Genomic DNA, 12765 nt, shown 5'->3' on the forward strand with positions numbered 1-12765 from the left:
GCGCTAAAGAGCAATAGCCCGTGAGTTAACCCTGTAAATCAATCAGTGCGACGGTATGCTACCTGGGCAAACCGCTAGCGGGAGGACCAATGGCGACGACCGACGATCCGACGCCTGCTCAAGCTCTGCTCGCGCTTTACGGCGCACTCGATCAAGCGGTCGGCACCGGCAATGCTGACATCGAAGCCACCGTGGCGCGCTATCTTCCCGGCAGCAACGCGGGATGGTACGAACAACTCCTGGTATTTCTGGGACACCGCGAAGGCCACTTCACCGGCAACGCGAACGTCCCGGATTTGGGGCAGGCGTTGTTGGTCCTGCAGGGCCAGGTGACAGCGCCCGAGCCCGCCCCGCAGGCGGCCAGGACAAAGGCCGCCAAAAAGCAGCCCGCTACAGCCGCGGTGGCGGCCATGAGCGGAACCCCGCCGACTCCGTCCGAAGAACTGAGGCGGCTGTCCACGGTCCAAAAGGCGCGAATGGTGTACGCCATCGCGACGCTCAGTCAGCTGCCCGGCTGGTATCTACAGAACGTGTTGGGCGACTCGTGGGAACAACAGCTCGACCGAGCACTCGGCCTGGTCCGCGGCCTTAAAGGCGGCCTGCTCGACCACCTGCGGCTCAATCTCAACTCTCGCGACGGATACCCGAAAGTCATCGAAATCGCCGCAAGCAAGGGGATGATCGACGACAAGGTGGCCATGGTGCCGCTGTGCCAGCCGAAGTTCATGGTCGTGCGCGGTCAACCCTGTCTGGTGCTTACCACCGAATTCAGCAGCACCACAGTCTCGCTCAACGAATTGAAGGACGTCATCGATCCGGTGAACTGGGCCATATGCCTCTCGACCTTCTTCTGTCGGATGGACGGAAGAAAAGAACGCGACGACGGCTGGAGCCGGGTACTCGAGCAGGTCAGCCTCACTTGCCCGATTGCCCCGACGCACATGAAGACTCCGCTGAAGTATTGGAAAACCGACAAGTCGGATGAGAAGGATCAGCCGCCTACAGCATGCCTTGATTACGCGCTCGATGACGACCCTGCCAACGGCGCACACGGCGACGGGCTGATCGTGGTTGACGAGGGCTTCATCAGGATGACGTCGACCGACCTCACCAAGGATCCGGCTAAACTCGGCGTGCGGATACGCACCAGAAAGGTTGTTGGCTTTAGCAACTCGCTGCTGACGCCGTGGGGCGTTCTCGCCTGCTCGATGGGATACGGTGATCAGGGCATCGACATGATCCTCGACGGTGTCGAGAGCCACAGAAAAAACTCGACCGGCTGGACCGGCTGGACAGCGTCGACGGAGCCACCGGCCAAGGGTCCCGGGCGGCCCAAAGATAAAGCGCCGCAGACGCCGCCGACTACCGAACCAGATACCAGTCGTCGAGCTGTCGAGCTGGCCGTCGAGATGGTCAACGAGTACATCGAGGACATGTCCGAAAAGAGCGCGGCCGTCGCCGCCAAGTGGGCCACCGGAACGGTGCCAGTCGCCGAGATGATCACTCTCAACGCCGAATTCGCGGCCAGGCTGGCGACTGACCCATTGCGCTTTCTGGAGCGGCTGCGAAACCCGGCAGCTGGAGGTGACAAGTGACCACCGATCCACAAGCGCGCGCTAACCAGTACACGGCAACCTCGCGCCATGTCGTCGATCAAGCGGGCAAGATCGTGCTGGACGCCAACGCCGAGGTCAGCAACGGGACATTCACCTTCGAGAAGTGGGCGAAGTCGGCGAGTCAATTGTTCGATCTGGCGCTGACCACGGGTCTCAAGCTGGTCCCGTCAATGATTCCCTATCCTTACCCCTGCCTACCGACGGCGACCGAAGGCTACGGGCTTTCCGACTTTATCGAGGTCGGGGTCGACAACAGCTGCGAGAGAGCGCTTTCCGTGTCGAAGAGTTTCGTCAAGGTCGGCGAACCGGCATGCGTGATCCCGAACGCTTTTGTCGCCTTCTCGACGGCTGTCCTGCCGCGGGGCGAGAGTAAGTTTCGGGTCACGGTCAGCTGGCCCGACCTGCGCAGCGGCAGCTATCAGGGACAGATTCGGCTGACCCAGATCGGGACCGCCAAAGCGCATTCCGTCGAGGTAACCCGCACAATCGACCTGTGAGCACGTCAGGGCCTCCTCGCACGATCGACCAATTGCTCGATCGTGCAGTGCAAGCAATCAACAGCGGTGACCGCGCGACCGCGAGCGCGCTGGCCCATCAGGTGCTTGCGGTCGACAGCGGTAACCGCGATGCCGAGGACCTGCTTGCCACCCCGGCGGCGGGCACCGGCGAATTGCGGCGGCTGACAATACTTTTCGCCGATGTGGTGGATTCGACCGCGCTGTCTACCCGCATCGAACCGGAGATCTATCGCACTGTCATTGGGCGCTACCGCCAGCAGGTCAATGACATCGTGAACCGCTACGAAGGCCACGTCTTCTCCACTAAGGGGGACGGGCTCCTTGCGGTGTTCGGTCACCCGAAAGCCCACGAGAACGATGTGCGACGGGCAGTGCAGGCCGGTTTGGACATCACCCGTGAGGTGGCCCGGCTCAGCACGCAGGTGCGAGCGAGATTCGGCTTCGAGATCTCGGTGCGCGCCGGAATCCACCGCGGTCTGGTCTATCTCGATGTCGAGCAGGACGACGTATACGGCCTCGGCGCCAACCTGGCCTCCCGAGTCTCCGGGCTGGCGCCGCCAGGAGGCGTTGTGGTCTCCGGCACCATCGCGCCGCTGGCGCAGGCCTTCTTCGAACTCGAGGAGAAGACGGCGCAAGCGGTCAAAGGTATCGACGAGCCCGTCGAGCACTATCTGGTCGGCGGTGAACGCCTCAGCTGGTCCCGCATACCGCTGGGCCCGCTGGTCGGCCGACAGCCCGAATTGGAACACCTGCAGGCCAGTTGGGCGCTGGCCTGCAGCGGCGAACTGACCACCCCCGGTGTCGGATTCGTCGGCGAAGCCGGCGTCGGAAAAAGTCGCTTGGCCACGGTGGCCGCCGACATCGCCGAGCAATCCGGTAACCCGGTTCTTGCGCTGATCGGATCCCCATTTCACAGCGATGTCGGCCTGTATCCGATTCGGGCTCTGCTCGAGCATCGATGTGGGATCGAGCGGACGACCGAGCAGGCTGAACGGTTGAGGCTGCTGGACGAGCAGGTGCGGGCGCACGGGTTCGAGCCGGAATCCTCAGTTCCACTGCTGGCACTGGTGTTGGGCATCTCCGCCGACCACGGTTACGAACCCGTTCGCGCCGAGGGCGCCAAGCTATCTCGACTGATCGCGAAAGCGATCCAGCGATACCTGATCGCCTGCGTCGGCGACAGCCCCGCAGTGATCCTGGCCGAGGATCTGCAGTGGTTCGATCCGTCGACACTGCGCGTTGTCGAGTCACTGCTGCGCGCCAGCACCGGGCGGCTGCTTGTGGTCCTCACCGGCCGCGAGGCCAGGTACCTGCCAAACATCTCCGAGCTCAAGACCTTTCACCTTTCAACGTTGACTCCGGCAGAAACCGATGAGCTGGTTACCGCGCTCGATCCGTCGTTGTCCGCTGACGAGCGGGCCGAGGTACAGCGCCGCTGCGACGGACTGCCGCTGTATATCGAAGAAGTAGTTGCCAAACTCCATGAGCAGCCCAGCGATGGCGCACGGTGGGCGCGGGTGCCGGATGCGCTCTATGAGCCACTGTTTGCCCGTCTTCGGGCCAGCGACGTCACCATCCAGGTCGTCGAGGCCGCGGCGACGATCGGGCGAGAATTCGATCGCGACACCCTGCGAAGCGTGCTCGACATGACGGGATCCGATTTCGACGATGCCGTCCGAGATCTGGAAAACGCGCTTGTTTTCGAACCGACGACGATGGACAGCTGGCGATTTCGGCATCAGTTGCTGCGCGAAGTCGCCTACGAGCTACCGCCGCCGAGCGTGCGCCGCATCCTGCACAGCCGAGTCGCCGATGCGCTTGTCGGCGACTCGGACCATCCCGACTGGCACCTGGTCGCCCTACACTACGAGCACGCCGAACGCTTCGACGAGGCCGCAAACGCGCACCAGCAGGCTGCACATGATGCCCGGCGCCGCGGCGCGCTCGACGAAGCCCGGGCCTGCCTAACCCGTGCCATCGCGCAGATCGAGCGGGCGGGGCCCGGGGCCGCGCGGGACCGGCGGGAAGTCCGCCTCCGGCTCCGCCGGGGGTTCCTCGCGTCAGCCGCGGAAGGAACCGCGAGCTCGCAAGCTGCGGCAGACTTCGAGCGCTGTCTGGCGCTGGCCGGCACCGACCTGCGTGAGGCCGACCTCGTCGCTACCCTGACCGCGCTATGGGCCTACTACCTGCCGCGCGGAGACCTCCGCCGGACAACTCAGGTCTCGGATTCCATCCGTCGCCAGATACCCACCGACCGTCGCTGGTTCCGGCGCCTGAACAACACCGCCTACGGAATGGTGGCCTGGTACAGCGGAAACTTCGCTGATGCGCGAAAGTTGCTCGAGGAGGGTATATCCGGGGTCGAAACCCTTACTCGTCCCGACGGCGGATCGGTGTGGTTCGTTCCGAATGAGCCTGTCGCGTCAATGCACACGCATCTAGCGCTGGCACGGTTCGTCCAGGGCGACTTCAGGGGCGCCGAAGATCAGCTCGCTGAGGCCGCCAGCCGTGCGGGGGCCCTGAGCTTCCCGCAGGGACCGTTCAGCCACGCCTACGAACGCTGCTACGAGATCTGGGTTCGCATCGAGTCAGGCCAGCTCGACCGCGCCGCCGAGATCGCTGGACAGCTCAAGGCCGATGCGACACGGCACGGTTTCGACTTCTGGGTTCTGATGGCAGGCGCACAGGAGATCGCGGTCAGCGGGCTGGCCGCGCTTTCGGCCGGCAAACCTGATCCTGCCCAGCTGCAGACCTACATCGCAATGATGATGATCACCGTGCAAAGCTGGCGCGCGGCGGAGGCGAAGTTGTTCGTATCGTTCTACGACGCGGTACTCGCGCGACTGCTCGCCGCTGCGGGCAAACCCGCCGAGGCGCGCGAACGTCTCGACATTGCATTGCAACTCGGCGACGAGACCGGTGTGAATTTCTACCGTGCCGAGCTGTTGCGTCTACGCGCCCACACGGCCACGAACACCGGCGGACGTGACGCAGACCTGCGGGCCGCCATCAACACTGCGCGTGAACAGCAGGCGTTCATCTTTGAATTACGAGCCGCTCTAGATGATTTCGAGTTGCGCGGTGAACCGGCCAGAGACGGGCTGACCGGAGCGGTGAGCCGGTTTGACGCCGACAGCGAGTGGCCGGAGCTAATCCGAGCGCGGACATTACTGGGGTGAGCCGGCCGGGGGGCAAAGTCGTCATTCTCGGCGGTGGCATGGCAGGGCTAAGTGCCGCCTGGCGACTGAGCGAGCCGGGCTGGCGTGACCGCTTCGACTCCATCACCGTCTACCAGCGCGGCTGGCGGCTCGGCGGCAAGGGTGCGTCCAGCCGCGGGACGCACGGACGGATCGAAGAGCACGGGCTGCATATCTGGCTGGGCTACTACGAGAACGCGTTTGGGATGCTCCGCGAGTGCTACGCCGAAATCGACCGCTCTACAACCGATCCCACCGCGCCGATCAAGACCTGGGATCAAGCGCTGATTCCCGGCGACAATCTGGGCTTGGCCGACCGATTCGGCAGCGACTGGGTGATGTGGCTAGGAACATTCACCCGCAACGACGGGCTTCCCGGCGAACCAGACGCCACCGGCCGGGAGATGACGGTCCTAGATTTCACCCGTCGTGCCGTGCGATTGGTGCGCGACTTTGCCGAATCCCAGCGCGGCGCATCACCTGTCGGGCTGGAGCTCTCGACATCCGCTGAGCCGGCACCCATCTCGCGGTGGGTCGACGCGGTGCAATGCGCTGCGATGGCCGCTCTGCTCGCGCTCGCCGATCCACAGAACGCGAAGCCCAGGTTGAACGCGGTGATCGACGACGCGGTCGACGCCGTGCGCGAAGCCCTCGATTACGAACGGCGCCCCGACCACCGGCGGTCGTGGCAGCTGCTGTCAATGATGGTGGCTGTGATCCGCGGGATCCTCGCCGACAACCTGGTGACCGATCCGCGCGGCTTCCGGGCGATCAACGACGAGGATTACAACGCATGGCTTTTACGCCACGGAGCGCATCCCGACGTCCTGGACTTCGCGTTGGTTCGCGGCCTGTACGACTTGGTCTTCGCCTACGAGGATGCCGACCCGCAGCGACCGTCGTTCGGTGCCGGGCAAGCCATCTTCCTGACCGCCTTGGCGCTGTTCCAATACAAAGGCGCAATCTTCTGGAAGATGACCGCCGGCATGGGCGACATCGTGATCGCCCCGCTGTACCAGGCGCTGCGACGGCGCGGTGTCGAGTTCGAGTTCTTCCACCGCCTCGACGCGCTGCATCTCGATGACCAACATCTTGCGATCGACTCGATCACGATGGGCCGACAGGTCCGCCTCGCCGACGGGCTCACCAGCTACGAGCCGTTGACCACGGTACGCGGGCTGCCGGTGTTTCCGAGTGTGCCGCTTGCCGACCAACTTGCCGACGGTCAGATCCCCGACGGTGGTTGGCAATCGCTGGAGACCCATTGGTCCGATCGCACCGACGCGGAGACTCGGCTGCTGCGCCGCGGCGTCGACTTCGACCACGTGGTGCTGGCCGTTTCGGTGGGCATGCTTCCGATCGTCGCCGACGAGCTGATCGACGATCGAATTGAGTGGCGGGAGATGACATCTCGCGTTCGCACGGTGGCTACCCAGGCGTTTCAGATCTGGCTTCGCCCAGACGAACCCACGTTGGGATGGCACGAGCCGGCCGTGACGATCAGCGCCTACCTTCGCCCGTTCGAGACCTGGGCGTCGATGCCGCAGACACTGTGGAGCGAGGATTGGCCCGAGCACGATCGGCCCGGTACCGTCGCCTACTTCTGCGGCACCTTGAATGCGGCCTGGCCGACGGCGGATTCAGGTGCTGACTACTTGCACCGCTACCAGCAAGAAGTGCACGAGCAAGCCGCCTCCTACATCGACAAAAACCTTCGGCCGTTCTTTCCCAATGCGGTCACCGATGGCGGGTTCGACTGGCATCTGCTCAGTGGCGTCAACGGTGAGCGCGGCCGCGCGGCGCTGGACACTCAGCACGTCAGCGTCAACGTCGATCCCTCGGATCGATATGTGCAGTCAGTTCCCGGCACAGAGCGCTATCGGCTGCGGCCCGACGAAAGTGGTTACGACAACCTGATTCTGGCCGGCGACTGGACAGACTGCGCCATGAACGCCGGCTGCATCGAGGCGGCGGTGATGTCGGGGCTGCAAGCCGCCAACGCCGTACTCGGCCGGCACCGCTTTCACCGCATTCGCGGTCTCTATATGCCCTGAGCCGATCGCAGCGCACCGGCAAGATTGCCACGTCGGCCCACCGTCACACCGGCCAATCCCAACCAGCCCGCCATCACCTGCAACTCACCGGCGAGCGCTCCGGCCACCCGCGACGGCGAACGATCGTCCTCGACGAACGCGCCCACCACGTGCAAGGCGTCCGCGGAGCGATCGGCCTTGAGGTCGACCCGACCCACTAACTCGCCGTCGAGCAGAAACGGCCATACGTAGTAACCGTATTGCCGCTTGTTGGCGGGTGTGTAGATCTCGATCCGATAGTGAAATCCGAACAGCCGCTCTATCCGTGGACGGAAGAAGATCAGCGGGTCGAAGGGGCACAACAGGGCGGTGCCGCGGTCGCGCCGCGGAATCGTCTGTCCCGCACGCAGATACGCCGGAGCCGACCAGCCGTCGACGTTCACCGGCTCGAGCTCGCCGTCGGCGACCAGCTTGGCGATCGCCGGCTTGGCCTGCCCGGCGGCCAGCCGGAAGTAGTCGCGGATGTCCGCCTCGGTGGCCACTCCCAGCGCGGTGGCGGCCCGCAGCGTCAGCTCTCGGAGCGCCTCGTCTTCATCGACCTCGCGGGCCATGACCTCGGCCGGCAGGACGCGCTCGCTCAGGTCGTAATGCCGGGCGAACCCGACCCGGGTCGATGTGGTGAGGGTGCCGGCGGCGAACAACGCCTCGGCCACCCACTTGGTGTCGCTGCGGCTTCCCCACCAGGCTCCCCTCGGGCCCCGCGGCGCGGTGGCCAGATGCTCCTCGATCTGGCCGGCGGTACTCGGCCCGATCTCCGCGACGGCAGCGACGATCTTGTCGGCGAGTTGGGGATTGGCTTTCACGATGTGGGTGCCCCATCGGCCATGCCGGTATTGGCGCATCCGCCAGCGCAGCAGCGGCCAATCGTCGACGGCCATCAGTGCGGCCTCGTGCGCCCAGTACTCCACCAGCAGCCGGGGCGAGCGCGCACTGTGCGCCCAGGCGGCACGGTCTAGCACGTCACGGTCGTACGGGCCGAGTCGGCTGAACGCGGGTGCATAGTGGGCCCGTACCGCGACCGACACCGAGTCGAGCTGCAGCACCTGAATCCGCGAGATCAGCCGACGCAGGTGCGCGCGATTGATCGGCCCAGCGGGTCGGGCCTCGGCGAAGCCCTGCGCGGCCACAGCGACCCGGCGGGCCTGGCTTGCACTGAGCGTGCTCACGAGCGGCGGTAGCTGTGAAACCGGTATCGCACACCCGCGCGACTGGTCTGCCATTCTCCCGGGGTGCCGACCCACATCTCGTCGAGCACCGGGGCTACGGCATCGCCGTCATCGCGCGGCAGAGCGATATCGATCTCGGTGACCTCGCACCGACTGGCCAGTGCCAAGGCCAGGGTGTAGATCTGTTCGCCGCCGATCACCCAGGTGTCCGGGTCGGTCAGCGCGTCCTCAAGTCGGTGTACCACCGTTGCACCGTCGGCCATGAAATCAGTCTGGCGGGTGAGTACGACATTTCTGCGTCCCGGCAACGGCCGGAACCTCGTCGGCAACGAATCCCAGGTGCGCCGCCCCATCACCACGGTCTGGCCGATGGTGAGCTCTTTGAAGCGGGTCAGGTCCTCGGGAACTTGCCAAGGGATATCGCCGTCGCGCCCGATCACTCCGGACGTCGACTGCGCCCAGATCAGCCCGAGCTCACTCATACAGCGACGGGGGCTTTGATCGCGGGGTGCGGGTCATAATCCTCGACGACGATGTCGTCGTAGGTGTAATCGAAGATTGAGTCGCGCTGTGCCAGAACAAGTTTCGGATAGGGGCGGGCATCGCGGCTCAGCTGCTCGGTGACCTGCTCGACGTGGTTGTCATAGATATGGCAGTCACCGCCGGTCCAGACGAAATCGCCGACATCCAAGCCGGACTGTGCGGCCATCATGTGGGTCAGCAGCGCATAACTGGCGATGTTGAACGGCACCCCCAGGAACAGATCGGCGCTGCGCTGGTAGAGCTGACAGCTGAGTCGGCCGTCGGCCACATAAAACTGAAACAGCGCATGGCACGGCGCCAGCGCCATCTGCGGAATCTGACCGACGTTCCACGCGGACACGATGATGCGCCGCGAATCCGGATCGGTCCGAAGCAAATTCAACGCCGAGGTGATCTGGTCGACGTGCTCACCGGACGGGGTCGGCCAGGATCGCCATTGCACCCCATATACTGGACCGAGATCACCTGTGTCGCTTGCCCATTCGTCCCAAATCGTGACCCCGCGCTCCTGCAGCCAGCGAACGTTGGAGTCGCCGCGCAAAAACCACAGCAGCTCGTATACCAACGACTTGAGATGCACCTTCTTGGTGGTGATCAACGGGAAGCCCTCGGAGAGGTCGTACCGCAGCTGGTGACCGAAAAGGCTGCGAGTGCCGGTGCCGGTGCGGTCGGCTTTGGCGGTGCCCTTTTCCAGCACCAGACGCAGTAAGTCCTCGTACGGCGTCGAGATTGGCACGCGTTTCACCATAGCGGCGATCGCAAGCGCGGCGAAGCGCCGGGCGCGGCGGGTCGACGCCATCAACCCAGCGGCGATCGCAAGCGCGGCGAAGCGCCGGGCGCGGCGGGTCGACGCCATTGAATTACGTCCAGACCCGGGGGTAGAACGGATGACATGCCGAACCTCACTGACACCGTCACCACCCCCGACGGCTCCTGCCCCGTCCGCTTCTTCACCCCCGAAGGCCAAGGACCCTGGCCGGGCGTGGTCATGATTCCCGACGCCGGCGGAATCCGGCAGACCTTCTTCGACATGGCCGCCAAGCTGGCCGATTCCGGTTACGCGGTGTTGCTGCCCGACGTCTACTACCGCCAAGGCGACTGGGCGCCGTTCGACATGAAGACCGCATTCAATGACGAAAACGAACGCAAGCGGCTGATGTCATTCATCGGCAGCATCACCCCTGACAAGTGGGCATCCGATGCCAACGCGTACTTCGACTACCTGGCCGCTCGGCCCGAGGTCAGCGGCACCACATTCGGCATCACCGGTTACTGCATGGGCGGTCGGGCGGCGTTGACCGTTGCCGGGCTTGTTCCGGACAGGGTCGCGGCTGCGGCGTCGTTCCATGGCGGCGGGCTGGTCACCGAAGGCAGCGACAGCCCGCATCTGCGAGCCGACCAGATGCAGGCCGCGGTCTATGTGGGCGGGGCGGAGAACGATGCGTCGTTCACCGACGACCATGCCGAGCAGCTCGAGAAAGCCCTCACAGCGGCCGGTGTTCAGCACAAGATCGAAAAGTATGCCGCCGCACACGGGTACGCCGTGCCGGACAACGGGCCGTACGACGCCGACGCCGCCGAGCGGCACTGGACGGCGACACGGGAGTTCTTCGCAGCGAACCTGAGCGCCTAGTTCAAGCGGCGAGTCATCCCGCCGTGGCCAGGTCGGTGGCCGCGTCGTCATGGGAGGGCCACAGCGGCTGCGGAACTTCGACACCGAAAGGAGCACTCCAATAGTTGCGCGATGAAACCTCGTGCACGGGACGCCGATTGGCAGCGACACCCCATTTGCCCCGCGGATAGCCGAGCGCGAGCATGGCCGACATCTTCCAGCCTTCCTCGACGGGCACGCCCAATAGGTCGTTCACCTTGTCCGCGAAATTGCGGAGCACCATCGTCATGACGCCGCCGACGCCCTCGGCACGGGCGGCCAGCAACGCACTCCAGATCGCCGGGTAGATATTGGCGCCGCCGAGGTCGTCGATGGCGAACACGAAAAGCAGAAGTGGGATCTCTTCGAAATGGTCGGCCAGGTAGTTCCCTGAGCCTTTCATTCGGCGCATCGTCGCGGCGTGAGCGGCCGAGTCCGCACCGGGCGCCGGGGTTACCATCGGTCCCGTTCCCGCCTTGAAGTTCTCGTATTCGATGGCGCGGGCCTGCCGGAACAGTTGGGCGAACTCGCGGATGAGTTTCGGATCGTCCACGGCCAGAAAGTGCCAGCGCTGGGTGTTTCCGCCGTTGGGGGCACGAACGGCCGCATCCAAAATGCGGGCCTGCGTGTCCAACGGGATCGGATCGGGCCGCAACCGTCGCATCATTCTGGTGGTGTACAGCGCTTCATAGATATCCATTTGCCTGCTCCCTTCTGCTATTCGGGCCAGCTGTTGTTCAGGATCTTGTCGACGAAGTCGACGCCTTTGAAATTGGGGTCGAAATGCGCCAGCACGTCGGCGTTCATGGTGCCGAAGGTGGTGTGCGGACGGTGCTTCATACCGTCGTTGAACGCCGCCAGAATGCGTTGTTTGAACTGTGGGCGCGGGTGGGCGGCGGTCACGGCAGCCAGTGCTTCGGGAGCCAAGTGCTCGCGCCCGACACCGACCACATCGACCTCGACACCGGCCTGCAGCAGCGCGACTTCGGGTGCCAGGAATTCGGGCACGCCGGGAGTGGTGTGCAGCGCGATGCCGAGCCACACCGTGCCGGCGCCGGCTTCATCGAAGCCGCGGGCTGTCAAGAAGTCCCGGGCCGCATTGGCGCCGTCGACCTCGAAGCGAGCGGCAGAAGCCCGGTAGCGCTCGGTCAGGCCGACGTCGTGGAACATCGCTGCGGTGTAGAGCAATTCGAGGTCGGGGTGCAGTCCGCGGCGCAGTCCCTGCAGTGCCCCGAAGAAGAACACCCGCCTCGAATGGTTGAACAGCAAGTCGTCTTCGACGTCGCGAACGAACTCGGTGACTTCATGCGCCAGCGCGCTATCGGGGACGCGGATGCCGGCAATGGTGTCGAGGGATCTAACGGTCATGATCGTTCCTTCCTTCTCGTAGCCCAATTCTGCGGCGCTACGCCTTGAGTCCACCGGTGTCGTTCCAGCCGCCTTTCCCACAAATTGCGACACAATGAGTCGGTGGCTGAAGCCGGCGCGCAGTCGCGGGTAGTGGTTATCGTCGTCTTCGACGACGTGACCATGTTGGATGTCGCCGGAGCGGGTGAGGTGTTCGCGGAAGCCAACCGCTTCGGCGCGGACTATCGACTCGCGATCGCATCGGTGAATGGTCACGACGTCACAACCTCGATTGGGACCAGGTTGGGAGTCACGGATGCCATTGCGTCAATCGAGTCCGCCGATACCGTCATGGTGGCCGGCAGCGACCACTTGCCCAGGCGGGCGATAGATCCCGAGCTCGTCGAGGCGGTCAGGATGCTCGCGGGCCGGACCCGGCGGCTGGCCTCGATCTGCACGGGGTCGTTCGTCCTGGCGCAGGCCGGCCTACTCAACGGACGGCGCGCCACCACGCATTGGCATGATGTCGGGTTGTTTGCGCGGGCGTTCCCCGACATCACCGTCGAGCCGGACGCAATCTTCGTCCGCGACGGCGATGTCTTTACCTCGGCCGGGGTGTCGTCAGGCATCGACC

At 64.7% G+C, this 12765-nt stretch carries 11 protein-coding genes; 6 read left to right on the plus strand and 5 right to left on the minus strand.

Features of this window, described 5'->3' with window-relative positions:
* Window positions 1-89: 89 nt before the first annotated feature.
* From WAO18_RS07445 to WAO18_RS07460, 4 genes are read left to right on the plus strand one after another with little or no spacing between them, the layout of a single operon-like run.
* Complete coding sequence (locus WAO18_RS07445; RefSeq protein ID WP_422205143.1) at window positions 90-1595, plus strand: hypothetical protein; 1506 nt, start codon at window positions 90-92, stop codon at window positions 1593-1595.
* Window positions 1592-2113, plus strand: a complete 522-nt coding sequence (locus tag WAO18_RS07450; RefSeq protein ID WP_422205144.1) for a hypothetical protein — start codon at window positions 1592-1594, stop codon at window positions 2111-2113. The genes WAO18_RS07445 and WAO18_RS07450 overlap by 4 nt, the downstream gene beginning before the upstream one ends.
* Window positions 2110-5313 (plus strand): ATP-binding protein, encoded by a 3204-nt coding sequence (locus WAO18_RS07455; protein ID WP_422205146.1) that lies wholly within the window; start codon window positions 2110-2112, stop codon window positions 5311-5313. Before WAO18_RS07450 ends, WAO18_RS07455 begins: the two co-directional genes overlap by 4 nt.
* Entirely contained in the window at window positions 5310-7385 is a 2076-nt protein-coding gene (locus WAO18_RS07460; RefSeq protein WP_422205148.1) for an FAD-dependent oxidoreductase, read from the plus strand. Before WAO18_RS07455 ends, WAO18_RS07460 begins: the two co-directional genes overlap by 4 nt.
* Here WAO18_RS07460 and WAO18_RS07465 read toward each other — a convergent pair.
* Genes WAO18_RS07465 through WAO18_RS07475 form a run of 3 tightly spaced genes read right to left on the minus strand, consistent with a single transcriptional unit; the run spans window position 7373 to window position 9869 of the window.
* Window positions 7373-8590, minus strand: a complete 1218-nt coding sequence (locus WAO18_RS07465; RefSeq protein WP_422205150.1) for a winged helix-turn-helix domain-containing protein — start codon at window positions 8588-8590, stop codon at window positions 7373-7375. The two genes, WAO18_RS07460 and WAO18_RS07465, sit on opposite strands and share 13 nt — an antisense overlap.
* Window positions 8587-9072, minus strand: a complete 486-nt coding sequence (locus WAO18_RS07470; protein WP_422205151.1) for a dihydrofolate reductase — start codon at window positions 9070-9072, stop codon at window positions 8587-8589. Before WAO18_RS07470 ends, WAO18_RS07465 begins: the two co-directional genes overlap by 4 nt.
* Window positions 9069-9869: a thymidylate synthase gene (locus tag WAO18_RS07475; RefSeq protein ID WP_422205161.1), complete on the minus strand. Its 801-nt coding sequence runs from the start codon at window positions 9867-9869 to the stop codon at window positions 9069-9071. The genes WAO18_RS07470 and WAO18_RS07475 overlap by 4 nt, the downstream gene beginning before the upstream one ends.
* Before the next feature lie 156 nt (window positions 9870-10025).
* On the opposite strand from WAO18_RS07475, the gene WAO18_RS07480 reads away from it, so the two are divergent.
* Complete coding sequence (locus WAO18_RS07480) at window positions 10026-10766, plus strand: dienelactone hydrolase family protein (protein WP_422205152.1); 741 nt, start codon at window positions 10026-10028, stop codon at window positions 10764-10766.
* A gap of 13 nt (window positions 10767-10779) precedes the next feature.
* On the opposite strand, the gene WAO18_RS07485 is transcribed toward WAO18_RS07480, so the two are convergent.
* Both WAO18_RS07485 and WAO18_RS07490 read right to left on the minus strand, forming a co-directional pair.
* Window positions 10780-11484, minus strand: a complete 705-nt coding sequence (locus tag WAO18_RS07485) for a nitroreductase family protein (protein WP_422205153.1) — start codon at window positions 11482-11484, stop codon at window positions 10780-10782.
* A gap of 17 nt (window positions 11485-11501) precedes the next feature.
* Complete coding sequence (locus WAO18_RS07490; RefSeq protein WP_422205155.1) at window positions 11502-12152, minus strand: HD domain-containing protein; 651 nt, start codon at window positions 12150-12152, stop codon at window positions 11502-11504.
* A gap of 162 nt (window positions 12153-12314) precedes the next feature.
* Between WAO18_RS07490 and WAO18_RS07495 the strand changes: the two genes are divergently transcribed.
* On the plus strand, window positions 12315-12765 hold a 451-nt coding region (locus WAO18_RS07495; protein ID WP_422205162.1), incomplete at its 3' end, for an AraC family transcriptional regulator.

The organism is Mycobacterium sp., assembly GCF_049278535.1.
GTDB lineage: Bacteria > Actinomycetota > Actinomycetes > Mycobacteriales > Mycobacteriaceae > Mycobacterium.

Bases quoted from the DNA above. Each gene is read 5' to 3' on its own strand.
- WAO18_RS07445 (WP_422205143.1), top strand. From the start codon at position 90: ATGGCGACGACCGACGATCCGACGCCTGCTCAAGCTCTGCTCGCGCTT.
- WAO18_RS07470 (WP_422205151.1), bottom strand. From the start codon at position 9,072: ATGAGTGAGCTCGGGCTGATCTGGGCGCAGTCGACGTCCGGAGTGATC.
- WAO18_RS07480 (WP_422205152.1), top strand. From the start codon at position 10,026: ATGCCGAACCTCACTGACACCGTCACCACCCCCGACGGCTCCTGCCCC.
- WAO18_RS07485 (WP_422205153.1), bottom strand. From the start codon at position 11,484: ATGGATATCTATGAAGCGCTGTACACCACCAGAATGATGCGACGGTTG.
- WAO18_RS07490 (WP_422205155.1), bottom strand. From the start codon at position 12,152: ATGACCGTTAGATCCCTCGACACCATTGCCGGCATCCGCGTCCCCGAT.